Annotated in this window: 21 protein-coding genes; 8 read left to right on the forward strand and 13 right to left on the reverse strand. The window is 71.2% G+C overall.

Going from position 1 to position 24635, the window contains the following annotated elements; genetic code table 11:
- Positions 1 to 140: 140 nt before the first annotated feature.
- Genes OHA68_RS05890 through OHA68_RS05900 form a run of 3 tightly spaced genes read left to right on the forward strand, consistent with a single transcriptional unit; the run spans position 141 to position 4556 of the window.
- Entirely contained in the window at positions 141 to 1262 is a 1122-nt protein-coding gene (locus OHA68_RS05890; RefSeq protein ID WP_327106683.1) for a serine/threonine-protein kinase, read from the forward strand.
- A 35-nt stretch (positions 1263 to 1297) separates the two neighbouring features.
- Positions 1298 to 3109: a serine/threonine-protein kinase gene (locus tag OHA68_RS05895; RefSeq protein WP_327106684.1), complete on the forward strand. Its 1812-nt coding sequence runs from the start codon at positions 1298 to 1300 to the stop codon at positions 3107 to 3109.
- Positions 3110 to 3167: 58 nt separating this feature from the next.
- Positions 3168 to 4556: a class II fumarate hydratase gene (locus tag OHA68_RS05900; RefSeq protein WP_327106685.1), complete on the forward strand. Its 1389-nt coding sequence runs from the start codon at positions 3168 to 3170 to the stop codon at positions 4554 to 4556.
- Positions 4557 to 4592: 36 nt separating this feature from the next.
- On the opposite strand, the gene trpD is transcribed toward OHA68_RS05900, so the two are convergent.
- A complete protein-coding gene (gene trpD, locus OHA68_RS05905) occupies positions 4593 to 5651 on the reverse strand; it encodes an anthranilate phosphoribosyltransferase (protein WP_327106686.1) in 1059 nt (352 codons plus the stop codon).
- 265 nt (positions 5652 to 5916) lie between these two features.
- On the opposite strand from trpD, the gene OHA68_RS05910 reads away from it, so the two are divergent.
- The gene (locus OHA68_RS05910) at positions 5917 to 6669 is read left to right on the forward strand and encodes a 3-hydroxybutyrate dehydrogenase (protein WP_327106687.1); all 753 of its coding nucleotides are present in this window, start codon (positions 5917 to 5919) and stop codon (positions 6667 to 6669) included.
- A complete protein-coding gene (locus OHA68_RS05915; protein ID WP_327106688.1) occupies positions 6669 to 8504 on the forward strand; it encodes a helix-turn-helix domain-containing protein in 1836 nt (611 codons plus the stop codon). The genes OHA68_RS05910 and OHA68_RS05915 overlap by 1 nt, the downstream gene beginning before the upstream one ends.
- Before the next feature lie 39 nt (positions 8505 to 8543).
- Here OHA68_RS05915 and OHA68_RS05920 read toward each other — a convergent pair whose 3' ends face one another.
- Together OHA68_RS05920 and OHA68_RS05925 are read right to left on the reverse strand one after the other, a co-directional pair.
- A complete protein-coding gene (locus tag OHA68_RS05920) occupies positions 8544 to 10562 on the reverse strand; it encodes a glycosyltransferase family 2 protein (RefSeq protein ID WP_327106689.1) in 2019 nt (672 codons plus the stop codon).
- Positions 10563 to 10611: 49 nt separating this feature from the next.
- Positions 10612 to 11220, reverse strand: a complete 609-nt coding sequence (locus tag OHA68_RS05925) for an aggregation-promoting factor C-terminal-like domain-containing protein (protein ID WP_456094123.1) — start codon at positions 11218 to 11220, stop codon at positions 10612 to 10614.
- Between the two features lie 369 nt (positions 11221 to 11589).
- Here OHA68_RS05925 and OHA68_RS05930 point away from each other — a divergent pair, with 369 nt between their 5' ends.
- From OHA68_RS05930 to OHA68_RS05940, 3 genes are read left to right on the forward strand one after another with little or no spacing between them, the layout of a single operon-like run.
- A complete protein-coding gene (locus OHA68_RS05930; RefSeq protein ID WP_189141900.1) occupies positions 11590 to 12264 on the forward strand; it encodes a response regulator transcription factor in 675 nt (224 codons plus the stop codon).
- Complete coding sequence (locus OHA68_RS05935) at positions 12261 to 13673, forward strand: HAMP domain-containing sensor histidine kinase (protein WP_327106690.1); 1413 nt, start codon at positions 12261 to 12263, stop codon at positions 13671 to 13673. Before OHA68_RS05930 ends, OHA68_RS05935 begins: the two co-directional genes overlap by 4 nt.
- Positions 13670 to 14176 carry a hypothetical protein gene (locus tag OHA68_RS05940; protein WP_327106691.1) on the forward strand — a complete coding sequence of 169 codons (507 nt, stop codon included), beginning with the start codon at positions 13670 to 13672 and terminating at the stop codon, positions 14174 to 14176. Before OHA68_RS05935 ends, OHA68_RS05940 begins: the two co-directional genes overlap by 4 nt.
- 1 nt (position 14177) lies before the next feature.
- On the opposite strand, the gene OHA68_RS05945 is transcribed toward OHA68_RS05940, so the two are convergent.
- The 10 genes from OHA68_RS05945 to greA all read right to left on the reverse strand — a co-directional run bounded on the left by OHA68_RS05945 (position 14178) and on the right by greA (position 24606).
- Positions 14178 to 15497: a PhoH family protein gene (locus tag OHA68_RS05945; protein WP_327106692.1), complete on the reverse strand. Its 1320-nt coding sequence runs from the start codon at positions 15495 to 15497 to the stop codon at positions 14178 to 14180.
- 207 nt (positions 15498 to 15704) lie between these two features.
- Positions 15705 to 16466, reverse strand: coding sequence for an isoprenyl transferase (locus OHA68_RS05950; protein ID WP_189141903.1), 762 nt, complete (start codon positions 16464 to 16466; stop codon positions 15705 to 15707).
- Between the two features lie 337 nt (positions 16467 to 16803).
- Positions 16804 to 17307, reverse strand: coding sequence for a hypothetical protein (locus OHA68_RS05955; RefSeq protein WP_327106693.1), 504 nt, complete (start codon positions 17305 to 17307; stop codon positions 16804 to 16806).
- Positions 17304 to 18146 (reverse strand): DUF692 domain-containing protein, encoded by an 843-nt coding sequence (locus OHA68_RS05960; protein WP_327106694.1) that lies wholly within the window; start codon positions 18144 to 18146, stop codon positions 17304 to 17306. Before OHA68_RS05960 ends, OHA68_RS05955 begins: the two co-directional genes overlap by 4 nt.
- Positions 18136 to 19122 (reverse strand): TIGR04222 domain-containing membrane protein, encoded by a 987-nt coding sequence (locus OHA68_RS05965; RefSeq protein ID WP_327106695.1) that lies wholly within the window; start codon positions 19120 to 19122, stop codon positions 18136 to 18138. The genes OHA68_RS05960 and OHA68_RS05965 overlap by 11 nt, the downstream gene beginning before the upstream one ends.
- A gap of 66 nt (positions 19123 to 19188) precedes the next feature.
- The gene (locus OHA68_RS05970; protein WP_327106696.1) at positions 19189 to 20166 is read right to left on the reverse strand and encodes a TIGR04222 domain-containing membrane protein; all 978 of its coding nucleotides are present in this window, start codon (positions 20164 to 20166) and stop codon (positions 19189 to 19191) included.
- A gap of 63 nt (positions 20167 to 20229) precedes the next feature.
- A complete protein-coding gene (locus tag OHA68_RS05975) occupies positions 20230 to 22023 on the reverse strand; it encodes a phosphoenolpyruvate carboxykinase (GTP) (protein ID WP_327106697.1) in 1794 nt (597 codons plus the stop codon).
- A gap of 236 nt (positions 22024 to 22259) precedes the next feature.
- On the reverse strand, positions 22260 to 22781 hold the full coding sequence (locus tag OHA68_RS05980) for a hypothetical protein (RefSeq protein WP_189141908.1): 522 nt from the start codon (positions 22779 to 22781) through the stop codon (positions 22260 to 22262).
- A gap of 71 nt (positions 22782 to 22852) precedes the next feature.
- On the reverse strand, positions 22853 to 24019 hold the full coding sequence (locus tag OHA68_RS05985) for a C40 family peptidase (RefSeq protein ID WP_327106698.1): 1167 nt from the start codon (positions 24017 to 24019) through the stop codon (positions 22853 to 22855).
- An 86-nt stretch (positions 24020 to 24105) separates the two neighbouring features.
- Positions 24106 to 24606, reverse strand: coding sequence for a transcription elongation factor GreA (gene greA, locus OHA68_RS05990; protein WP_189141909.1), 501 nt, complete (start codon positions 24604 to 24606; stop codon positions 24106 to 24108).
- Positions 24607 to 24635: the final 29 nt, after the last annotated feature.

The raw sequence follows: 24635 nt of genomic DNA on the forward strand, positions 1-24635 counted from the left end.
GTCCGTACGACCACGCAGCGCCATGAGGCGTCACAGCGAGATCGCTGACGCGAGAAGTCAGACCAGTTGACTTGAATTCGCAACAATTTATCGGCCCCGCCTCTACTGGTCGGTTTACACAAATAGGTAAGCTGCCAGGCATGCGTGCGCCCTCCGGTTACCTTCTCGCCGCGCGCTACCGGCTGGTGGAGCCGGTCGGACGCGGCGGCATGGGCACCGTTTGGCGGGCACATGACGAGCTGCTCAACCGCGAGGTGGCCGTCAAGGAGGTCCGCCTGCCGACCGTCCTCGACGAGGAGCTGCGCGCCGAGCTGTGCGCCCGTACCGAGCGTGAGGGCAGGGCGACCGCGATGGTCGCGCACCCCTCCGTGATCACCGTCTTCGACGTGGTCACCGAGGACGACCGGCCGTGGATCGTGATGGAGCTGCTCCGCGCCAAGTCCCTGGAGCAGCTCATCCAGGAGGAGGGACCGCTCCACCCGCGCCGCGCCGCGGAGATCGGCCGCCAGATCCTGGGCGCGCTGCGCGCCGTGCACGCCAAGGGCATCCTGCACCGCGACGTCAAGCCCAGCAACGTGCTGGTGACCGAGGACCGCGCGGTCCTCACCGACTTCGGTCTCGCCGCACTCGAAGGTGACGTTTCCATCACCCAGGCGGGCATCGTGCTGGGCTCCGCGGGTTATATCGCTCCAGAGCGGGTGCTCGGCTCGAAGGCCAGCCCCGCCGGCGACCTGTGGTCACTCGGCGCGACCCTCTACACCGCCGTCGAGGGCAGAGGCCTGCACGGACGCCGTACGGCAGCCGCCGCGCTCGCGGCGTTGACCAGCGGCGAGCCGATCCCGATGACCAAGGCGGGGCCGATCGCGCCGGTGCTGGACGCCCTGCTGCGCATCGACCCGCACACCAGGCTCGACTCCGTACGCGCCTCGCTGATGCTCGCCCGGGTCGCGGCAGGCGGCTCGGCGGAGGAGCCGATGCCGCCGCGCAGGCTGGAGCGCCGGCCGGAGCGCCCGGCGGTGGCGTTCGGCGGGCCGTCTTTCCCACGCAGGCCCTCGCATCGAGGGCTGCACAGGGCCGAGGCCACCGCGGCGGCGCTCAGCATGCCCATGCAGCGGCAGGAGCGCAGGCCGGGTGAGGGAGTCCACCGGAAACGAGGCGAATCTCGACCGGCTCCGTCCGCTTATGCCCGTTTGAAAGCGACGGTGATAAAGTTGTTCCTTCCTCGGCGGTTCTGGCCAAGAGAACTTCGCAAGCGAGGGTAAAGCACTTCCCAACCGAGAATCGATATCTTCTTCTCATGCCGGAACACCAGACACGCCTGCTAGCGGAGCGCTACGAGCTCATCTCGCCCCTGGGCCGGGGCACCATGGGCACCGTCTGGCGAGCCCGTGACCGCGCCCTCGGGCGCGAAGTGGCGGTCAAGGAAATCCGCCAGGACCCCGGGCTGACCGAGCAGCAGCGCGCTGAGCTGCGCGAACGCATGGTCCGCGAAGGACGCCTCGCCGCGCGCATCAACCACACGGCCGTCGCCGCCATCCACGACGTGCTCATCCACGACAACAGCCCATGGATCATCATGGAGCTCATCGAGGCCCGCTCCCTGGAGCAGGTGATCGACGAGGAGGGCCCGCTGCCGCCGCGACTGGTGGCGGAGATCGGCGTCGACCTGCTCGGCGCGCTGCGCGCCGCGCACTCTCAGGGCATCACCCACCGTGACGTCAAACCCGGCAACGTGCTCATCACCGAGACCGGCCGCGTGGTGCTCACCGACTTCGGCATCGCCAAGGCCGAGGGCGACCCCAAGCTCACCAAGACCGGCATGGTCATCGGCTCCCCCGGCTACACCGCCCCCGAGCGGGCCAGGGGCGAGTACACCGGGCCCGAGTCCGACATCTGGTCCCTCGGCGCCACCCTCTACTTCGCCGTCGAGGGGCGGCCCGCCTACGAGCGGTCCACGATCGCCGAGACCCTCGCGGCGCTGCTGAGCGAGAACGCCGACGTGCCCACCCAGGCAGGCCAGCTGCGCCCGGTGCTCGACGGGCTGCTCAACAAGAACTACAAGAAGCGGCTCAACGCCGCCAAGGCGGAGACCATGCTCAGGATGGTCGCGGACACGCCTACCAGCGAGATGCCGGTGATCACGGCTGAGGCCCTGACCGACGAGGAGAGCCTTGTGCCGAAGCCGCCCGCCACCCCTCCGGGAGCCGCCCCCGGCGCCCCGCCCCAGGGCCGCCCTCCAGTGGGCGCCCCCGGCCAGACCGGCCGCCCTGCTGCCGGACGGGCCGGCTTCCCTGACAACGCTCCTGGACGGACCGGCTTCCCCGACAACGCTCCCGGACGGACCGGCTTCCCCGACAACGCTCCCGGACGGACCGGACGTCCTCCGGTCGGCGCGCCGCCCGGAGGGGGCCGCCCTGCCGCCGGCGCACCCGTACAAGCTGGTGGTCCTCCTGCCGGCGCGCCCGGTCAAGCCGGTCCCCCAGCCGGTGCTCCCGGACGGGGCGGCCGTCCTCCGGTCGGCGCGCCGCCCGGACAGGGCCGCCCTCCTGCCGGCGCGCCCGCTCAGCAGCAGCCGGGGTGGCCGCAGCAGGAGTCGCCCGCGCAAGGTACGGGCCCCGCGGCCCAGAAGCCGCAGGCCGCGGACCCGGAGCGGACGGTCAGCCTGATGCGCCCGAAGTCCCCGCTCCCCCAGACGCCGCCCGCGCAGGACGCCTCCCAGGGGGCGCCGCCGCAGGGCCCGCCCCCGCAGCGGCCGAGCGACGAGAGCGCCGTCTCGACCACCCGCATCCACCCGTCCAGGCCGCAGAACGGCTCCCCCGGCCTGCAGGTCTATCCGCCCGCCCAGCACCCGGGACAGCAGGGCCGGCCGCCCGGCCCGATGCCCTACCAGGGCGAGCAGCAGATGCCCTTCCAGCAGGGACCGCCGCCGATGGGCCCGCCGCCGGAGCGGCCCGACTCGCACGGGCTGGGCACCGATCTGTTCTCCATCGCGAGCCAGCCCGAGCCGCAGTCGACGGGCAACCGCAACGGCATGCTGATCCTCATGGCCGTGGCGGCCGCGGCGGCCGTGGTGATCGCCATCCTGATCGTGGCGCTGCTCTCAAGCTGACAGCTCAACCTGGGGCCGCTCCCGGCTGATCGGCGAAGCGTGAGCCAGACTGGGAGGCATGAGCGAGTTCCGTATAGAACATGACTCGATGGGCGAAGTGCGCGTTCCGGCCGGCGCCAAATGGCGTGCGCAGACCCAGCGAGCGGTGGAGAACTTCCCGGTCTCGGGGCGACCGCTCGAGCCGTCCCACATCGCCGCGCTCGGCCTGGTCAAGGCGGTGGCCGCGGAGGCCAACGGCGAGCTGGGGGTGCTCGACAAGGACCTGGCCGAGGCCATCGCCCAGGCGGCGGCGGACGTGGCCGAGAACGAGCACGACGCCCACTTCCCCGTGGACGTGTTCCAGACCGGCTCGGGCACCTCGTCCAACATGAACGCCAACGAGGTCATCGCCTCTCTGGCCGAGGAGCGGCTGGGCCGCCCGGTGCACCCGAACGACCACGTGAACGCCTCCCAGTCGTCCAACGACGTCTTCCCCACCTCGATCCACGTCGCGGCGGCGACCGAGGTGAGCTACCACCTGCTGCCCTCGCTGGAGCACCTGGCGACGGCGCTGCGTACCAAAGAGCTGGAGTTCCAGGAGGTGGTGAAGTCCGGCAGGACCCACCTGATGGACGCCACGCCGGTGACGCTCGGCCAGGAGTTCGGCGGCTACGCCACGCAGGTCGAGCACGGCGCGGTGCGGGTCAGGTCCGCGCTCGGGCACGTGCTGGAGCTCCCTCTGGGCGGCACCGCGGTGGGCACCGGCATCAACACCCCGCCGGGCTTCGCCGCATTGGCGATCGCCAAGCTGCGGGAGGCGACCGGCATCGGCTTCCAGGAGGCGATGGACCACTTCGAGGCCCAGAGCGCCCAGGACTCCATCGTCGAGCTCTCCGGCCAGCTCAAGGTGGTGGCCGTCTCCCTCAACAAGATCGCCAACGATCTGCGCTGGATGGGCTCCGGCCCCAGGGCGGGCCTCGGCGAGATCAACCTGCCCGACCTGCAGCCGGGCTCGTCCATCATGCCCGGCAAGGTCAACCCGGTCATCCCCGAGGCCACCGCCATGGTCGCGGCCCAGGTGATCGGCAACGACGCCGCCATCACCTTCGCCGGCGCCTCGGGCAGCTTCGAGCTGAACGTGCAGCTGCCGATCATCGCCCGCAACATCCTGGAGTCCATCCGCCTGCTGGCGAACATCTCCAGGCTGCTCGCCGACCGCTGCGTCACCGGCATCACCGCGAACGAGGACCGGATGCGCGAGTACGCCGAGTCCTCCCCGTCCATCGTGACCCCGCTCAACCGGCACGTCGGGTACGAGGAGGCCGCCAAGATCGCCAAGCAGGCCCTGGCCGAGCGCAGGACCATTCGTGAGGTGGTCATCGAACGCGGGCACGTCAGCAACGGCACCCTGACCGAGGAGCAGCTGGACGCCCTGCTGGACGTCCTGCCGATGACCCGGCCGACCTGAGCCCGGCCGACCTGAGCCCGGCCGACCTGAGCCCGGTCAGGCCCGCCCCGCGCGGGCACGCTGGGTGGCGGTGATCCAGCGGGCCAGCAGTGCCGTGGCGGCCCCCGTGTCGACGGCCTCCGCCGCCTGCTTGCAGGCCTGGGCCAGGGCGGGGGTGAGCTCGTCGGCGGGCGGGGCGCCGCCGGTGGCCACCAGGGCGGCGGCGGCGTTGAGCAGCACGATGTCCCTGACCGGGCCGGTCTCGCCGGACAGGACGGCGCGGGCCACGGCGGCGTTGTGCGGGGCGTCGCCGCCGCGCAGGTCCGCGGGGTCGCAGTAGGGGATGTCGAGGTCGGCGGGGTCGAGCCGGGTGCGGCCGGCCGTGCCGCGGCGTACGACGTAGACGGTGGACGGGCCGGAGGTGGTGAGCTCGTCCAGGCCGTCGTCGCCCCGGAAGACCAGGGCGGACGCGCCGCGTTCGGCCAGGACTCCGGCGATCACGGCCGCCATGGTCTCGTGGTAGACGCCGACCGCCTGGGCGGCGGGGAGCGCCGGGTTGGTGAGCGGGGCCAGGAAGTTGAAGACGGTGGGGATACCGAGCTGGCGCCGGGCGCGGGAGGCGTGCTTGAGCGCCGGGTGGAAGGTGGGGGCGAAGCAGAAGGTGATGCCCACCTCCTCGGCGACCCGGGCGACGGCGGCCGGGGGCAGGTCGATGGCGACGCCCAGTTCCTCCAGGACGTCGGCGGCGCCGGTGGAGGAGGAGGCGGCGCGGCCGCCGTGCTTGACGACCTTGGCGCCGGCCGCCGCGGCGACGATGGCGGCCATGGTGGAGATGTTGACCGTGTTCGCGCGGTCTCCGCCGGTGCCGACGAGGTCCACGGTGTCGCCGGGGATCCTGATCGCGGAGGTGCCGGCCAGCAGGCCGTCGGCCAGGCCCGCGACCTCGGCGATGGTCTCGCCCTTGGCCCGCAGGGCGACGGCGAAGGCGGCGATCTGGGCGTCCGTCGCGGTGCCTGACATGATCTGGGACATGGCCCAGGCCGCCTGGCCGGAGGTGAGGGCCTCGCGATCGAGGAGCGTGGCGAGCAGGGTGGCCCAAGTGGTCGTGCCGGTCATGTGACGCCCTTTCGGTGTGTCGAGCGCTCGACGGGCGTCCTGCTGATGCCGGCGGCCGCCTCGTCGAGGCGGCCAGGATGCGTACGCGCGCTGGTGGGACCGCCTAGAGGGCGGGCCACCAACGGGACGGATACGCGTTCATGCCCCGTACGGTATCAGCGTCAAGGAGATTCCCCTTCCAGGAGTCGGGCACACATGGCGCGTCGCTGATTTATGTCGGTGGCAGCCATGCGTCACGGGCCGGCCTGCGCCTAGGGTCGGATGCATGGCGAAGGAGCTGACTGGACGTACCGCACTGGTGACGGGGGCGGGGAGCGGCATCGGCGCGGCCTGCGCCCGGCGATTGGCCGCGGACGGGGCCAGGGTGCTGGTGGTCGACCGGCAGGGCGAGGCGGCGGCGAAGGTGGCTGCGGAGGTCGGCGGGCTGGCCGTGGTGGCTGACCTGAGCGCGCCCGGGTTCGCCGACGGGCTGCCGGACGAGCCCGTGGACATCGTGGTGAACAATGCCGGATTCCAGCATGTGGCGCCGATCGAGGAGTTCCCGCCGGAGGTGTTCGCCACCATCCTCAAGGTCATGGTGGAGGCTCCGTTCCTGATCGCGCGGCGGGTGCTGCCGGGGATGTACGCCCGGGGGTGGGGACGGATCGTCAACATCTCCTCTGTCCATGGATTGCGTGCTTCGCCGTATAAATCGGCTTATACGACGGCGAAGCATGCGCTGGAGGGGTTCTCCAAGACGCTGGCGCTCGAAGGGGCGCCGCACGGCGTGACCTCCACCTGCGTGTGCCCCGCCTATGTGCGGACGGCGCTGGTCGAGGGGCAGATCGCGGACCAGGCCAGGATGCACGGCATCGGCGCGGACGAGGTCGTCGCGGACATCATGCTGGCACCGGCGGCGATCAAGCGGCTGATCGAGCCCGAGGAGGTGGCCGAGCTCGTCGCCTATCTGTGCGGACCCAGCGGCTCGTTCATCACCGGCGTGTCCCTGCCCGTCGACGGCGGCTGGACGGCTCGATAGTGGTCAGGCGCTTCCTCGAACTGCTCGCCCGGCAGGCCTCGGCGGTCGAGTTCGAGGGGCCCATCATCGAGGCCAGGGCCGCCGGGGCCGATCCGGCGGCCGTCGAGGAGCTGGAGCTCGCCAAGGTCGAGGCGCTCAAGGTGCGGGCGCTGCTGCGGCGCCGGGCCAGGCGCGAGGCCGAGCTGTCGGCCCTCTACGACACCGCGGGCGACCTGTCGGCGCTGCGCGACGTGGACGCGGTGCTGGAGGCGATCGTGCACCGGGCCCGGCGGCTGCTGGCCACCGACACCGCCTACCTCACGCTGCACGACCCCGCCCGCGGCGACACGTACATGCGGGTGACCGACGGCTCGATCTCGGCCAAGTTCAGGTCGCTCAGGCTGGCCATGGGGGCAGGGCTCGGCGGGCTGGTCGCGCAGACGGCGGTGCCGTACACGACGGTCGACTACTTCGACGACGCGCGCTTCCGCCACAAGCACGACATCGACGAGGCCGTCATCGAGGAGGGCCTGGTCGCGATCCTCGGCGTGCCGCTGCGGCTGGGCCAGCGGGTGATCGGCGTGCTGTTCGCCGCCAACCGCAGCGCCAGGCCGTTCGCGCAGGAGGAGGTGTCGCTGCTGGCGAGCCTGGCCGCGCACGCCGCCGTGGCGCTCGACAACGCCCGGCTGCTGCAGGAGACCAGGAACGCGCTGGAGGAGCTCTCCCGGGCGCACTCCACCGCCCGGGAGCACGCCGAGGCGGTGGAGCGGGCCGCGACGGCCCACGACCGGATGACCTCGCTGGTGCTGCGGGGCGGCGGCATCGAGGACGTGGCCGCCGTCGTGACGGACGTGCTCGGTGGGTCGCTGGCCGTCCTCGACGACCTCGGCAGGCCGCTCACCGGCGACGCGGGCGAGCTGGACGCCGGCGTGTCCGAGGCCGCGCAGGCGTCCAGGGCGCTGGGCCGTACCGTGCGCAAGGGCGACCTGCGGATCGCGTCGGTGGACGTCGGCGGGGAGCCGCTCTGCACGCTGGTCCTGCGCAGCGACGACGCCGACGAGCGCATCCTGGAGCGGGCCGCGCTGGTGTGCGCGCTGCTGCTGCTGTTCCGCAGGAGCGTCGCGGAGGCCGAGGGACGCGTACGCGGCGAGCTGCTCGACGACCTGATCTCCCGGCCGGACTCGCCCGGCCTGCACGACCGGGCCCGCAGGCTGGGCGTCGACCTGTCCGCGCCGCACGTCGTGGTGGTGGTCAGGCACGACGGGCAGCGCGAGCGGGCGGCGTTCTGGGCCTCTTCGGAGGCGGCCGTCCGGCACGGGCTGGCCGCCGGCCGGGCCGGTGAGGTGGTGCTGCTGCTGCCCGGCGTGCGCGCCGGCGACCTCGCCCGCCGGGTCGCCGCCGAGCTGAGCGCGTCGCTGCGCGCCCCGGCCACGGCGGGCGCGTCGCAGGCCGGCGACGTGGCCACCGCCTACCACGAGGCGCGCCGCTGCGCGGAGGCGCTCCTCGCGCTCGGCCGCGCGGGCGACGGGGCGAGCGCCGCCGAGCTGGGCTTCGTCGGCCTGCTCATCGGCGAGGGCCGCGACGTGCGCGGCTTCGTCGGCTCGGTGCTCGGCCCGGTCATCGACTACGACACCCAGCGGGGCACCGCGCTGGGCGCGACGTTGACCGCCTACTTCGGCTGCGGAGGCTCGCCGTCGCGCACGGCCGAGGCCATGCACATCCACGTCAACACCGTCACGCAGCGCCTCGACAGGATCGGCAAGCTGCTCGGCGACGGCTGGCAGGAGCCCGAGCGGGCGCTGGAGATCCAGCTCGCGCTCCGCCTGCACCGGCTGGGCCACACAGCTTCCCCATAGCGTGTGGATTCCGGCCCCATAGGGGGAGACCCGGGTGGGTCAGTCCTTGAGGTAACGATGCTTGCCCGCGCGGGCCAGCCGCACCAGGTGCCGCGCGCCGGGCAGGCGGCGGCCCAGGCGGTGCAGGACGGTGTCGCGGCCCATGGGCGAGCGCCGCTGCGGGGTGACCGCGCTGCTCGGGCACACCTCGACCCGCCCCCGGCGCATCTCCAGCGCGAAGCGCAGCCCGATCTCCTCCTCCGTGCTGCGCAGCGACGGCAGCCAGGCGCCGGGGCCGAGGGTGTCGCGGCCCGCCATCCGCCGCTTGACCGGCACCTTGGCCACGAGCTGGCCGGCCATCTTGCCCGGCACCCCGGCCTCGACCAGCGCGGGCGCCGACACCTCGCGGGGCCGCCGCCCGGCGCCGCGCAGCACCAGCTCCAGCGGCGGCCCGCCGCTCGGCGGCACGTACGGCACGGGCAGCACCACGAACAGGTGCTCCTCCACCAGCTTGGCCCGCACCCCGGGGGACACCAGGGCGATCGACTCGGTGAACGAGCGCGGCTCGACGGCCAGGCCGAGCTGACCGTCGTCGGTCCAGCACGGCACCACCAGCCGCATCCTGGGCCGCTGGGCGAGCACGCCCAGGCAGTTGAGCGGGCCGTCCGTCCGCCGCACCCGGCTCCTGGCCTGGTAGGCGCCGCCGAACATGCGTACGTGCACCTCCCACTGGCCGGGCCTGAGCGGCTCGCCCTGGGCGGCCGCGATCACGTCCATCCTGGCCTCCCCGGTGATCCGCACGCGGGCGTGCCGACGTCCCTCCGGTACCCGTTCGACCTGGTACGCCACCGGAAGGAAGTGCACGTCCCCGGTCTCCGCATGCCGTACGTAGACCTCGATGCGGGCGCGTTCGACGGAGTCGGTGACGTCGGTGACGTGGTCCGGCAGCAGCTTGGCGTCGATGGCCCGCGGCGGCTTCCAGTACAGGCGCTCGCCGTCGGTGCGGAACCGGTCGGGCCTGCCGTCCCCGCCCAGCACCTCCACGGCCAGCCCGAGCACCAGGACGTGCGCGTCCCAGCGGACCTCGGTCAGGTCGGCGCGCAGCCCCGCCCGCCGTGAGGAGTTGGCCAGCATGACGAGCTGGTCCAGCCGCCCGGCGCGGATCAGCGTGGCGATGGCCCTGAGCTGAACCGGCAGGTAGCGGTCGAGCCGGTCGGGGAAACGCTCGCCGACCAGGTCCTGGATCATCCGGAAGTAGGCGCCCCGGTCGATGGAGGAGCTCGCGAACGCGGTGGTGAGGAAGGGCCGCAGTACGGCGGTGCGCAGCCAGTGGGCGTACATGCGGTCGCGCTGGCGGCCCTCCCCGACGTAGGCGTCGATGTGGCCGAGCAGCGCCCGCAGCTCCCGTACGGTGGTGCGCGGGTTCTCCTCGATCACGGTGCGCTCGCCGAGGTGGCAGCAGACGTGCTCGGCCAGCACCGCGATGACCTTGGCCTGCAGGTAGGCCCGCATCACGAAGTCCTGCTCGGCGATGGGCCCGCCGGGCACGGCGAAGCCGAGCTCGTGCTCCTCAAGGAAGGCGCGGCGGTAGAGCTTGTGCGGCGTGAGCAGGCTGAGCAGCCGGTCGCGCAGGATGTCGGCGCGGGCCTTGCTGCGGTCGAACGCGGTCATCGGCGCGCCGCCGTCGCGCGCCAGGCGGCCGACGAGCACGTCGGCGTCGGTCTCGGCGGCCCGCTCGTGCATCCGCTCCAGCGCGTCCCGCTCCAGCCTGTCGTACTGGTCGAGCAGGTAGACGTAGTCGCCCCTGGCCGACGCCAGGCCGACGTTGCGCCCGCGCATCGGTGATCCTGTGTGCGGCAGGTGCAGCACCCGCACGTTGCGGCGGACGGCCGCGACGGTGTCGAGCCGCTCGGCGACCCCGTCGGTGGACCCGTCGTCGACGAAGATCACTTCATAGTCGTCCGCCGGAAGGGTCTGCTCCAGCGTGGAGCGGATGCACGCATCGGCGCGATCCCCCGGGTTGTGGACATTGACGATCACACTGACCTTCACACCCATGCCGCCAGCGTGCGCGGTCATACATGGAGGGGCGCGACGGCTTGCCGATTACAGAAGGAAAGCTGACCCGCTAGTACCATCCCTTGGCCTGCGAGTGCCCCCATGCCGCGCACGGAGTGCCATAACGGCCCTTGATGTAGCCCAGGCCCCACTTGATCTGGGTGGCGGCGTTGGTCTGCCAGTCCGCGCCCGCGCTGGCCATCTTGGTGCCGGGCAGGGACTGGGGGATGCCGTAGGCGCCGGAGTAGCGGTTCATCGCCCGCTCGTTCCAGCCGCTCTCCTTCATCCAGAGCGACTCCAGGCAGCCCCACTGGTCCAGGCCGAACCCGGCCGAGGCCAGCATGCTCTTGGCCGTGGCCTTGTTGCTGCCGGGGGACGGGTCGCTGCCGGGCGGGAAGTTGGCCGGGGGGAAGCCGTCGCCGCCCGGCGCCTTCTTCTTGATCTCGATCACGTCGAGCGCGTCCTTGCCCTCGCGCGCGGCCTTGAGCTCGGCGGCCTTGTAAGCCTGCGTGGCCGCCTCCTTGAGCGCGTCGGTCTCGGGGTCCGGCGCGCTGAGGTCACCGCTGGCGAACGCGCCGAGATCCTCCAGCGAGAGCACGTCGCCCTGCGGGGCGTTGGCGTTCTGGATCGCGCGGTTGGCGACGTAACCGCCGCCGCCGAAGACGACCACCAAGGACACGGTGATGATCGCTATCTGCTTCAGGGTCAGCCGCGAGCGCCGACGTTTCGGGCGGGAGGCGCTGCGCGCTGGGCGCTCACTCAACTTCGGGCCTGGGCTCACGGTCCATGAGCTTGCCCTGCCTGGGGGGGTACTCCGCAACCGAAACGCGGGATTTACTTTGCCTTCTGTTGGCTAACCTGCAGGTTAGCCCGGACTTTCCCGATCGTTGTGATTTTGGTCACAGTGAGACGACCCTCCCTTCGGGCTCCCGTAACCGAAGGGAGGGCCGTAACCAGCCTGCCGCAGGGACTTAAGGGCCCCATCCCCGACAGGTCACGGTTTCGTGACACAACCCGGATATATGAGACATGGACTAATAATGTGCCCGTGGCTGGCATTCTCCTCGTTGAAGACGACCCCTCCGTACGCACGGCGCTCGAACTGGCGCTGACCAGGCAGGGGCACTCCGTCACGGCCTACGCGACGGGCGAGGAGGCTCTGGACCACATCCGCTCCCGCCGTCCCGAGATCGTCATCCTCGACGTCATGCTGCCCGGCATCGACGGCGTGGAGGTGTGCCGGCGCATCCGCAAGCTCGACCAGCTCCCCGTGATCCTGCTCACCGCGCGGGGCGACGACCTGGACGTGGTGGTCGGCCTGGAGGCCGGCGCCGACGACTACGTGGTCAAACCGGTGGAGCCGCGGGTGCTGGACGCCCGCATCCGCGCCATACTGCGCAGGGCCGAATCCGCCGCCTCGGACCGCATCTCGTTCGGTGACCTCATGATCGACAGAGGCGCGCTCAAGGTCATGCTGGCCAGCAAGGAGATCCACCTGACGCCCACCGAGCTGCGACTGCTGCTGGAGCTGGTACGCCATCCCGGCCAGGTGCTCAACCGGCGCTACCTGCTGCGCGCGGTCTGGGACCACACGCACGTCGCGGACTCCCGCCTGGTCGACGCCTGCGTGCAGCGGGTCCGGGCGAAGATCGAGCCGAGACCGGCGGAGCCGGTGTTCATCCACACCGTGCGCGGCTTCGGCTACCGGTTCAGTCCTCCGTGATCTGGCTACCCACCGGGTTCCGCGCGCGTCTGATCATCACCTTCACCCTGGTGGCCGTCACCGCCTCCGCCCTCGTCGCGACCATCGGGTTCGAGCTGGCCAAGGCGGCGCTGATCAAGCGGGCCGAGGACTCCGCCGTCGACCTGGTGACCAGGCAGCTCAACCAGATCAGCTTCCCCATCGGCAGGCTCAGGCCGGGCGAGGCCGAACCCGGCACCAGAGAGCTGACCAACCTGTCCCAGGCACTCGACGGGCCCGGCCGCAGCGTCGTCCTGGAGTACGGCAGGCTGACGCACACCGACGGCCCGATGACCATGAACGACGTGCCCAACGAGCTGCACGGCCGGGCCAAGCAGAGCATCGTCACCCAGCGCAAGGCGCTGCGCGGCGAGCTCTGGCTCATCGTCGGCGCCGAGGTCCACCGCGAGACCGCGGAGGCGCCCGAGGCCACCGGGCTACGGGCGTTCGTCTTCTTCCCGCTGCGCAACGACGAGAGCCAGCTGGCCACGCTGCGCGCCACCCTCGCCCAGGGCGGCGCGGCCGTCGTGCTGATCGCCCTGGTGGTGGCCGTGCTGTCGGCCAGGCAGGTGCTGCTGCCCGTCCGGCGGCTCAGCGCGGCGGCTCAGGCGCTCGGCCAGGGCCGCCTGGACACCCGCCTGCCGGTGCACGGACAGGACGAGCTCGCCGAGCTCACCTCCCGGTTCAACGACGCGGCGGCGGCGCTGGAGCTGAGCGTGTCGGAGCTGCGCTCGCTGGAGGCGATGTCCCGCAGGTTCGTCGCCGACGTCTCGCACGAGCTGCGCACCCCGCTCACCGCGATGACGGCCGTGGCGGACATGCTGTCGGAGGAGGCCGACCGGCTGCCGCCCGCGCCCGCCGAGGCGGTGCGGCTGGTGCTGCACGAGATCGAGCGGCTGCGCGAACTGGTCGAGCACCTCATCGAGGTGAGCCGCTTCGACGCGGGCACGGCCACCCTCAACCTGGAGCCGGTCAACGTGTCCGACGCCATCCACGAATGCCTGGAGGTGCGCGGCTGGAGCGAGCAGGTCCAGGTCAGCTCCTCCCGGAGCCTGACCGTCACCCTCGACCTGAGCAGGTTCGACGTCATCGTGGCCAACCTGGTCGGCAACGCGATCAAGCACGGCGGGCCCCCGGTGAATGTCAGCGCGAGAGGCACGCAGAACGGCCTGGAGGTGAAGGTGCGCGACCACGGCCAGGGCATCCCGGCGGCGGCGATGCCGTACGTGTTCGACCGCTTCTACAAGGCGGGCGCGGGCCGCTCCCGCAGTCAGGGCAGCGGCCTGGGGCTGGCCATCGCGCGCGCCAACGTGCACCTGCACGGCGGCACGATCTCCGTACGGGCGCAGAGTCCCGGCACGCTCTTCACGGTCTGGCTCCCGCACGCATGAGCAGGAGACCCGCGCTCGCGGTGGCCGCGCTGCTCCTGGCGGCGGCGTGCGGCATCTCCCCTACCGACGTGATGGAGCGGGGCGGCCCGCCCGTCGTCCGGGTGCCGCCCCCGTCCAAGACCATCTACCTGCTCAAGGACGGCGAGCTCACGCTGGAGCCCGCCGACGTGGACTCCGACTCGGTGAGCAGCCTGCTTACCGCCCTGTTCGAGGCCTCCACCCAGCCGCTCGGCGACCGGGACACCGCCCTGCGCGGCTTCGCCTTCGAGGGCACCGAGGACTCGCTCAACCCCGTCCAGCGCGACGAGGTCAAGCTGCCGCGCACCTCGACGCTGACGGTGTTCATCAGGGGTGACGGCACGCTGACCGAGCCCGGCAAGGCACAGATCGTGTGCACCGCCCAGCAGGACACGACCGTCGAGGAAGTCAAGATCGTCCGCCGGTACGTGGACCGCCCCTCCAGCACCACGGAGGGGCGGCTCACGTGCGGCGAGTTCAAGTGAACTAGATGGACAGGTCCTCCAGCATCTCCGTCACCAGTGCGGCGATCGGCGAGCGCTCGGACCTGGTCAGCGTGACGTGCGCGAACAGCGGATGCCCCTTCAGCTTCTCCACCACGGCGACCACGCCGTCGTGCCGCCCGACCCGAAGGTTGTCCCGCTGGGCGATGTCGTGGGTGAGCACCACCCGCGAGTTGGCGCCGATGCGGCTGAGCACGGTCAGCAGCACCCCGCGCTCCAGCGACTGGGCCTCGTCCACGATGACGAAGGCGTCATGCAGCGACCGGCCACGGATGTGGGTGAGCGGCAGCACCTCCAGCATGCCGCGATCGAGCACCTCGTCGATCACCTCCGGCGTGGTGACCGCGCCCAGGGTGTCGTAGACCGCCTGCGCCCACGGGCCCATCTTCTCGCCCTCGCCGCCGGGCAGGTAGCCGAGCTCCTGACCGCCGACCGCGTACAGCGGGCGGAAGACGACCACCTTGCGGTGCTGGCGGCGCTCCAGGACCGCCTCCAGGCCCGCGCAGAGGGCCAGGGCGGACTTGCCCGTGCCGGCCCGGCCACCGAGGGAGACGATGCCGATCTCCGGGTCCATGAGCAGGTCCAGCGCGATGCGCTGCTCCGCGGAGCGGCCGTGCAGCCCGAACACCTCACGGTCACCGCGCACCAGCTTGACCGACTTGTCCGGCTGCACCCGCCCGAGCGCCGATCCCTTCGCCGACAGCAGCCGCAGACCGGTGTGCGTGGGCAGCTCCCTGGTCTCCTCCAGGTCGGCCGTGCCGTGCTCGAACAGCGTCTCGACATCCTCCGCGGTCACCTGGACCTCGGCCATCCCCGTCCAGCCGGACTCGACGACCAGCCCGGCGCGGTATTCCTCCGCCGACAGGCCGATCGAGGCCGCCTTGACCCGCATGGGCAGGTCCTTGGAGACGAGTACGACATCGCAACCCTCGGCGGCCAGCGTGCGGGCCACGGTGAGGATGCGCGTGTCGTTGTCGCCCAGGCGGAACCCGACGGGCAGGATGGATGGATCGCTGTGATTGAGCTCAACCCTGATCGTGCCGTCCCCTGTCGGCATGGGCTCGTCCAGCCTGCCGTACTCCACGCGCAGGTCGTCGAAGTAGCGCAGGGCTTTTCTGGCGAAATAGCCCAGCTCGGGATGGTGCCGCTTTCCCTCCAGCTCCGTGATCACGACGATCGGCAGGACGACATCGTGCTCCGCGAAGCGAGTCATCGCCGCCGGATCGGCCAGCAGGACCGAGGTGTCCAGCACGTAGGTGCGCTTGGCGGGCTTGGTCGAAGGGTTGCTCGAGGACACTGCCACACGTTCTCCCCCGGGCGCCCTAGCGGTCGGGCACCCTGCAGACGAGGCGGGATTCGGACCGGACCCGGATCTGCCACCGCGACCTGCCGGCGGCGCCGGGTTCCGGCCCCCCTTGGCAAGTGTTGGTGCAAAGGCGGGACCTCTCCGGAGTGTCCGGTCTGCGACCGGACACTTCCAACGTTACGTTCTGGATACCCAGATGTCCCGTCAGGAACCGTAACGTCGGTGTCTCGCAGCGTAGTCTCGCAGCGCCCGCAGGAAATCGACCCTGCGGAAGTCGGGCCAGTAAGCCTCGTGGAAGTAGAACTCTGAGTGAGCGCTCTGCCACAACATGAAACCCGACAGACGCTGCTCGCCCGAGGTCCGGATGAGCAGATCCGGGTCGGGCTGGCCGCGAGTGTAGAGATGCTCCGCGATATGTTCGACATCGAGAACCTCGACGAGGTCCTCGATGCTCGCGCCCTTGCTCGCATGCTCCTGGAGGAGTGAGCGCACCGCATCGGCAATCTCACGCCTTCCTCCATACCCAACTGCAACGTTCACAATCAGGCCCGGACGGTGTGATGTCACTTCTTTCGCATTTTTCAGGACATTAGCCGTCCTGTCCGGAAGCAGGTCGAGTGCGCCTACCGGGCTGATCCGCCACCCCTGCTCCACGAGCTCCCGCGTGACGTCCTCGATGATGCCCAGCAGCGGCTCGAGCTCCTCGCTGGGACGGTTGAGGTTGTCGTTGGACAGCATCCAGACCGTGACGACCTCGACGCCGGTCTCGCGGCACCAGGTGAGCAGCTCGGCTATCTTGTCGGCGCCCTTGCGGTGTCCCGTCGCGACGTCCCGCATCCCCATGGCGCGCGCCCAGCGGCGGTTGCCGTCGATGATGACCCCGACGTGCCGGGGCATGCTGTCTTTCGACAGCTTGGCCTCCAACCGGCGTTCGTACACCCGGTAGACCAGATCGCGCAGGCCCACGGAGTCCCTCCCCAGCGCTGCAGTACCTCAGGTCGGACGACCCAACAGGCCATTATCACCGCGTTTCGCCCGTGCCCGTGTCCAGAACGGGCTCCACGCGACCTTCCGCCTCGTCCACGAGCCCGTCCACGGGGCCGTGCGCGAATCCGGTCGGCGCCGCCGGCGTGCGCACCGCCCGGATGCTCAGCCCGGCCGTCCTCCAGGTCTTTCACAGGGCCTGCGGGGGCAGCCGCCACTCGCCACCCGTGGCCGCTCGGGCACCGAGGGGAATAGCGCGTAATTGACAGCGTAACCCTCCTCCGGAGAGGGTCTGCCACCGGCGTGATCTTTCCTCCGATCAGCCGGCGCCCCGCCGTAACCACCGCCACCACACCCCCTTGACCGACCCACGGACCGCGCCGGACTCCCCCGACTGAGCGAGCTCACCGGACTGAGCGGGCTCACGAGACTGAGCGGGCTCACCGGGCGGGGCGGGCATCTTCCCTTGGGTACGGAGCCAGGCCGCGAAGTCGTCGGCGTCCGCGCGATAGCCGGGCGGCGGTACGGTCCGGGAGCGGGCGTAGGCGGCGAAGTCGGCGGCCAGATCCTTCCCCGCCGCCCTGGCCGCGTCCGGCCGCAACCTGGCTACGACGCCGCGGCGCTTGGCCACCAGGCTTCCCGCCTGCACCCTCAACCGCGCGGCGTCGAACCCCTCCGGCGGCTCAGCGCCACTGACCAGCGCCGCCACCACCCGCGCCTGCGCCGCACCCAGCCTCCGCCGAGCCGCACCATCCACCCCAGCGCCCACCCCAAGGTCCCCGCCAAGCCCGGCGGGCGGGTCGGGGTGCCGGTCGGGGGTCATGTGGGGGGTCTGGTGGTCGCGGCTCGGATGCGGGAGAGTTCGGCGGCGAGTGCGTCGTCGCTGGGGTAGTGGTCGTCCCACTCCAGCAGGACCCCTGGCGGGTCGGTGCGGGCGCATAGGGCCGCGAGGATGTCGAGGACGGGCTCGGGCACCGAGGCGGTGTGCGTGTCGTGCCAGACGCCGCCGTGCTCCTCCCCGCCGGCGACGTGCACGTACGCGAGCTGCGACAGCGGCAGGTCGTCCAGCGCCTGGACCGCCGGCAGCCCGAGGTTCACCTGGTTGGTGTAGAGGTTGGCGACGTCGATGAGCAGGTGCACGCCGGTGAGCTCGACCAGCTCGCCCAGGAACTGCCCGTCGGTGAGCTCGTCCTCGGGCCAGCCGAAGATGGCGGCCACGTTCTCCAGAGCCAGCGGGACGGGCAGTGCGTCCTGGGCCTGACGCACGTTCTGCGCGACGACCTTGAGCGCGTCGCGGGTGCGGGGCACGGGCAGCAGGTGACCGGCCTCGACGCCGCCCGCCCTGACGAAGGCGAGGTGCTCGCTGACCAGCGGGGCGTCCAGTGCCTGGGCGCAGGCGGCCAGGTGGGCGAGGGTCGCGGCGGACGGCGGTTCGGCGCCGCCGACGCCGAGGCTCACGCCGTGCGGGATCACCGGCAGGCCGCGCTCGCGCAGCACCCGCAGCGACGTGGGCAGGGACGTGGGACGGATGTTCTCGGCGATGACCTCGACGAACTCGACGCCGGCCAGCCTCTCCACCGTGAGATCGATCTCCGAACGCCACCCGATGCCCAGCCCCAGCCGCTCCATCCGGGCCTGCTCCGGCCGGTGGTCAGCCGCCACCGCAGCCTCCGCCGCAGCCGCCACCGCCGCCGCACGAACTGCTGCCACCGCCGCACGAGCCGGCGGAACTGCCGGAGCTGCTGGAACTGCTGGAGAAGTCGCCGCCGCCGAAGCTGTGGGTGTTGTCGTAGGAGCCGCCGCAGGTTCCCCCCGCGCAGCCGCCGGTGGCCGGCACCGAGTTGTTCCGGGCGTTCAGCTCGGCCTCGGTCGCGGGGTCGCCCATCGCGCCCATGCCGTACAGCGCGACGGGCATGGAGATGTCCGACGCCGCCGTCACCGGCGCGCCAGGCCGATACGAGGTCCTCGCCGTGCGCAGCCGGTCGCGGCCCGCCTCGGTGACCAGGCTCCGCAGCGCCCGCCGTAACCGTCCGTACGTACGCAGTCCGACGAAGCCGGTCACCAGCAGCGCCACCGCGGCCACGGTCAGCAGCCCTCGCGCCATGGCGGCCGGCTCGGGCAGGAACAGCACGCAGAAGAGGCTCACCAGCGCGACGATCAGGCACAGCGCCGACAGCAGCGCCAGGAGTCCGAGCCGGGTGCGGGCCATCCCGTTCGCCGCCCCGGGGAGGATCAGCCCGGTGGCGATGAGCCGGTGCTCGACGGCGCCCATCTCCTGGCTCTTGCCGACCTCGTGGCGCACCTCCGCCGCCGGGGTCCCGCCGGGCCGGCCGCCCGCCGCCGCCAGCACGGCCCGTTCGAGGTCGTCACCGGGACGGTCCACGCCCGCGACGGGGTGCAGGAGGCCGCCTCGGGAGACCCGCAGCAGTCCCGTACGGATCAGCACGGCCAGGACGGTGTTGACCACCCGCAGCGAGCCGCCGGCGAGATAGGCGACCTCGTAGGCGCCGAGCTCGCGCGCCCCCGTGTCCACGGCCTGGCGTATGCGGGCATATCTGCTCTTGAGCGACGTGGCGTTCGCGATCACGGCCGCGATCAACACGGCGCAGACCAGGATGAGTGTTACGAGGACCCCCATAGCCGCCTCCTCTGCATGTAACCACTAGACGACCGCGATCGGCGGAAAGTTTCCCACCAAAAGGTGTCAACCACCTGACCCGCCGCCCCCACCGCAGCCGGACGATCCGCCGCCGCCGAAGTCGCCGCCCCCGAAACCGCCCCCGCCGTCCCCGAAGCCCGAGGAGGAGTCCGAGGAGGAGTCTGAGGAGCCGAACCCCGAGGAGAAGTCCCCGTGGGTTCCGCAGGCTCCGGCGATGTCACCGCCCGGATCTCCGGTGGCCAGCTCCTCGGCGATGATCCGGTCGTCCACCGCGCCCAGGCCGTACAGCGCCACGGGGACACCGACGGCCAGGCTCAGCGAGGTCCGGTCGCGCAGGCCGCGCGGATGCCGGCGCAACGCGGACAGGAGCACCCTGCGCCCTTCGTGGCTGACCCGGTCCCCCAGCTTGCGGCGCTGCTTGAAGATCGCCTGGGCGCCCACGAACACCCCGAACGCGGTGAACAGCAGCGCGCCGACGAACTTGTTCTCCGTGCCCGCCACCCCGGCCACCGCCAGCACGATCGCGGTCACGCCGAAGACGACTGCCACCACCACGGCCGCCACCAGCCACCTCAGGCGCCCGCGCGCGGCGTCGGCCACCGCCCCCTGGGGCACCAGCAGCCCCCGGCGGACAAGACCGTCGCCCAGCTCGGTGAGCGCCGGCTGCTCCGCCAGCGCGTGCCGCAGCTCACCCGCCGTGCAGCCGCCCTGCCGGGTGCCGAGGAAGTCCAGCACCGCCTGTTCGATCGGCACCGGCGACGGGCGGGCGCCGTACACGATGGTCACCCACGCGCCGCGTGAGACGCGAACGGCGCCGGCCGTCGCGAGGACGGCCAGCGCCGCGTTGAGCGCGCGTCTCGGCCCGCCGAAGAGGTACGCCAGCTCGTAGGCCGACAGGTCATGACCGGAGCCGCCGGGCCTGGCTCTGCCCCGGGCCCTGTCGGCGGCGTTCTGGGCGGCTCGGTCGGCGGCCAGGACCAGGCCCACCACGCAGACGGCCGCGATCAGTAAGACGTTGTCCACCCCGGCCCCCTCGGCAGCACGACAGGCCCGCCAAGCTAGCCGGGCCCGCCGCGTCGCACAAGGTCAGCCCAGGCGGTCCACCAGGGCGTCGTACTCCTCCCACAGCTCCTTGGGCAGTTGCTCGCCGAACGTCTCGAAGTGGGCCGGGATCAGCGCCGCCTCCTCGCGCCACACCTCGCGGTCGACGCTCAGCAGCGTGCGCAGGTCCTCCTCCGCCAGGTCGAGCCCTTCGGTGTCGAGCGCGTCCGGCAGCAGCCCGATCGGGGTCGGCACGGCGTTGGCCTGGCCGTTGAGGCGGTCCACGATCCACTTGAGCACGCGGCTGTTCTCGCCGAAGCCGGGCCAGATGAACTTGCCGTCGGCGTTCTTGCGGAACCAGTTCACGTAGTAGATGCGCGGCAGCTCGGCGCCCTGGCGGCGGCCGACGTCCAGCCAGTGGGCGAAGTAGTCGCCCATGTTGTAGCCGCAGAACGGCAGCATCGCGAACGGGTCGTGGCGCAGCTCGCCGACCTTGCCTTCGGCCGCCGCGGTCTTCTCCGAGGCGATGTTCGCGCCGAGGAAGACGCCGTGCTGCCAGCTCAGCGACTCGGTGACCAGCGGCACCGCGGTGGCGCGGCGGCCGCCGAACAGGATCGCCGAGATGGGCACGCCCTTGGGGTCCTGCCATTCGGCAGCGATGATCGGGCACTGGGAGGCGGGCGTGGTGAAGCGGGAGTTCGGATGGGCCGCGGGCTCGTCGCTGTCCGGGGTCCAGGAGCGGCCCTTCCAGTCGGTCAGGTGCGCCGGCGGCTGGTCGGTCAGGCCCTCCCACCACACGTCGCCGTCGTCGGTGAGCGCGACGTTGGTGAAGATGCTGTTGCCCCAGAGCGTCTTGACCGCGTTGGCGTTGGTGGTCTCACCCGTGCCGGGCGCGACGCCGAAGAAACCGGCCTCGGGGTTGATGGCGTAGAGCCGGCCGTCGTCGCCGAAGCGCATCCAGGCGATGTCGTCGCCGATCGTCTCGACCTTCCAGCCGGGGATGGTCGGCTGGAGCATGGCGAGGTTGGTCTTGCCGCAGGCGCTCGGGAAGGCGGCCGCGACGTAGCGGGCCTGTCCCGAGGGCGGCGTGAGCTTGAGGATGAGCATGTGCTCGGCCAGCCAGCCGTGCTCTCTGGCCATCACGCTGGCGATGCGCAGCGCGTAGCACTTCTTGCCGAGCAGGGCGTTGCCGCCGTAGCCGGAGCCGTAGGACCAGATCTCGCGGGTCTCGGGGAAGTGGCTGATGTACTTGGTGGAGTTGCACGGCCACGGGACGTCCTGCCGGCCGGGCTCCAGCGGCGCGCCGACGCTGTGCACGGCCTTGACGAACTCGCCGCGCTGCTCGATCAGGCGCAGCGCCCGCTCGCCCATCCTGGTCATGATCCGCATCGACACCGCGACGTACGGCGAGTCGGTGATCTCCACGCCGAGCTGGGAGATGTCACCGCCGAGCGGCCCCATGCAGAACGGCACGACGTACATCGTGCGGCCGCGCATGCTGCCCTTGAACACCTTGCCGAAGGTCTCGCGCATCTCGGCCGGCGCGATCCAGTTGTTGGTCGGCCCGGCGTCCTGCTCCCGCTCGGAGCAGATGAAGGTGCGGTCCTCGACCCTGGCCACGTCGCTCGGGTCGGAGGTCGCGTAGAAGCTGTTGGGCCGCTTGGCCAGCCGGGTGAACGTCCCCTGGTCCACCAGGAGGTTGGTCAGGCGCGTCCACTCCTCTTCCGAGCCGTCGCACCACTCGATCCGGTCCGGCTCGGTAAGAGCGGCTATCTCTTTCACCCAGGCGGCCAATTCGGCATTGGCGGTAGGCGTGGGAACTTCCACGGAAACAGACACGGCTGCGGCTCCTCCACTCTCTCAGGGCCCGCTCATCATTGACGACGACGACACCGGAAAGCCAATTGGCGTAGACCTCTGACGCGGCTGTCGCCGCAGGCAGCGGCCTTGACGATTGGGGGAGCCTACCCACCGGGACACGTTTTAAAAGAAAGTCACATGCGCACTGGTTTAGGCCAATCGAAATGGTCTAAACCAATGTGCCGAATGGTTTAGTCCAATCCGGGCCAGGAAATTCATGCATTCACGTCGGGCCCGGCGGACCGCACCCGGTCCACATGCTGCAGAGCGTCGCGCAATTCACCCAGCCAGGTGTCGGTGTTGCGGCCGACCAGGCGTACGCACCAGGCGAGGGCGTCGCTGCGACTGCGGGCCACGCCGGCGGCCACGAGGGTGTCGAGCACCTGCCGCTCGGACTGGCGCAACCTCGTCATGACGGGCACGGAGAGTGTGGTGAACATCACAGTCTCGCCACCGCAGGCGACACCCCAGGAGACCTTCTGCCGGAACTTGTGCTCGGCCTCCTTGGCGATCTCGATGCGCCGCTCCCTGGTCTCCTCCCTGAACCGGCCGATCAGCCCGTCGATGAGGGCGCCGCGCTCGACCTCCTCCACGCCCGCCGGAGGCTCCGGCAGCGTGCCGACGACCGCGATCTCCTCACGGTCCCTGGTGACCTGCGGCGGGCCGGTGAACCAGCCCTGCGGGAGCCGCCCGGTGAACCAGCCGCGCATCTGCGCTGTCATGTCGTCGCTCACCATGTAATCAACATTACACAGTTGCCGAGAAATGGCACGTACTAGAACTAAAAGGTCTGGTACGGACGGAACTCTCAGCGAACCTGGGTGGCGGCCTGCGGGCTCACCCTGACCACGCCGGCCAGGTTGCGGGTGTTCACCGGGGCGATCTTCACCACATCGCCGGTGCGAGGGGCGTGCAGCATCTTGCCGTTACCCCAATAAATCGCCACATGCGAGATGTAGGCCGGATTGGTGGGGTCGTTGCGCCAGAACAGCAGGTCACCGGGCTGGGCCTGGCTGAGCTCCACCTGCGGGCCGGTCACCCACTGCTGGTGCGTCACGCGCGGCATACGCACCCCCGCCTGGGCGTAGGCCCACTGGACCAGCCCCGAGCAGTCGAAGGTGGTCGGCCCCTCGGCGCCCCACACGTACGGCATGCCGAGCTTGGAGGCGGCGGCCCGTAAGGCCACCGTGAGCTGCGCGGCGGACATGAACGACCCGGTCGGCCAGTTCCGCTGCCTGATCCGCGGCGCGGGCAGCACCGGGTTGACCATGGCCGTCTGGGTGCCCTTCGGCAGCAGTTTCTCCAGCCGGTCGCGGAGTCTGGCCGAGTTGGCCTTCGGCGCGCTGACGATCAGCGCGTTGTCGCGCGGCAGGCCCAGCGCGCGGCCGGTCTGCTTGGACACGACCGCGTCCACCCCGCCGAAGCCGGTGGTCGCGTAGGCGCCGATCCGCAGCGGCCCGGCCGGCCCGCTCACCTTGCTGTGCAGTGCCAGCCCGCCGTCGTTGCCCAGCACGAAGGACACGGCCACGTCGCCCGCCGCCACGTTGCTCCACAGCGCGTCCGAGGCGGCCGTCACCTTCGGCGTGTAGGCGCGGAAGGAGGAAGGCTCGACGGCGAGGGTCTGCACCCGCTTGCCGTCGAGCGTGACACTGGCGGCGTCGGCCACCTCCAGCGCGCGCACTCCCGGCAGCCGGGCGATCCTCTGTAAGTGCGCCCGGGTGAGCGGCTTGCGCGTCACCACGAACAGGTTGGGCTTGTGCAGGCCCGCGAGCGGCTTCACCGGCTGCACCGTCTTCGACTGCGCCATCAGGCTCTGCTGCGGAGCCGGGCGGACGCGGACGGGGTCCGCGGCGACCGGCTGGGCCGGCTGCCTGCTCTCGGCGAGCAGCAGCACGTCGGCCGTCAGCACGGCGACCAGCGCCACCACGATGAACGGGATCAGCTTGCGGGTGTCACGCCGCTTCCTGGTGCTCACCAGGAAGCCGAGGTCCTGGCGGATCGCCGAGGAACGCGCGAACTCCGCCGGGCCTGCGTGGGCCCGGCGGAGCTGTTCTTCGGGGGTCAGTTGCCGATGTACGGCACAGCCTCGAGGATCTCGACGGTGTTCTGGCGGCCGTTGGGCATGCTGTACGTCGCCTTCTCACCGATCTTCTTGCCGTTGATCGCCGAGCCGAGCGGGGACCGTGGCGAGTAGACGTCGATCGGGGAGCCGCTCTCCTCGCGGGATGCGAGCAGGAACGTCACCTCGTCGTCGTCGCCGACGAAGCGGATGGTCACCGTCATGCCGGGACCCACCACCCCCTCGGTCTTGGGGGCCTCACCGACCTGCGCGGCGTCCAGGATCTGGCGGAGATGGAAGATCCGCGCCTCCATCTTGCCCTGTTCGTCCTTGGCCGCGTGGTAGCCGCCGTTCTCCTTGAGGTCACCCTCTTCGCGGGCGGCCTCAATCTTCTTGGCGATGTCGACGCGCCCGGGCCCCGAGAGATACTCGTACTCGGCCTTCAGGCGGTCGTACGCCTCCTGCGTCAGCCATGTGACGTTCTCATCGCGAGAGTCGGCCACGGGTTCTCCTTGCTAGCTAGGGGGCCCTG

Source organism: Nonomuraea glycinis (genome assembly GCF_035920485.1).
GTDB classification, from domain to species: Bacteria; Actinomycetota; Actinomycetes; order Streptosporangiales; family Streptosporangiaceae; genus Nonomuraea; species Nonomuraea glycinis.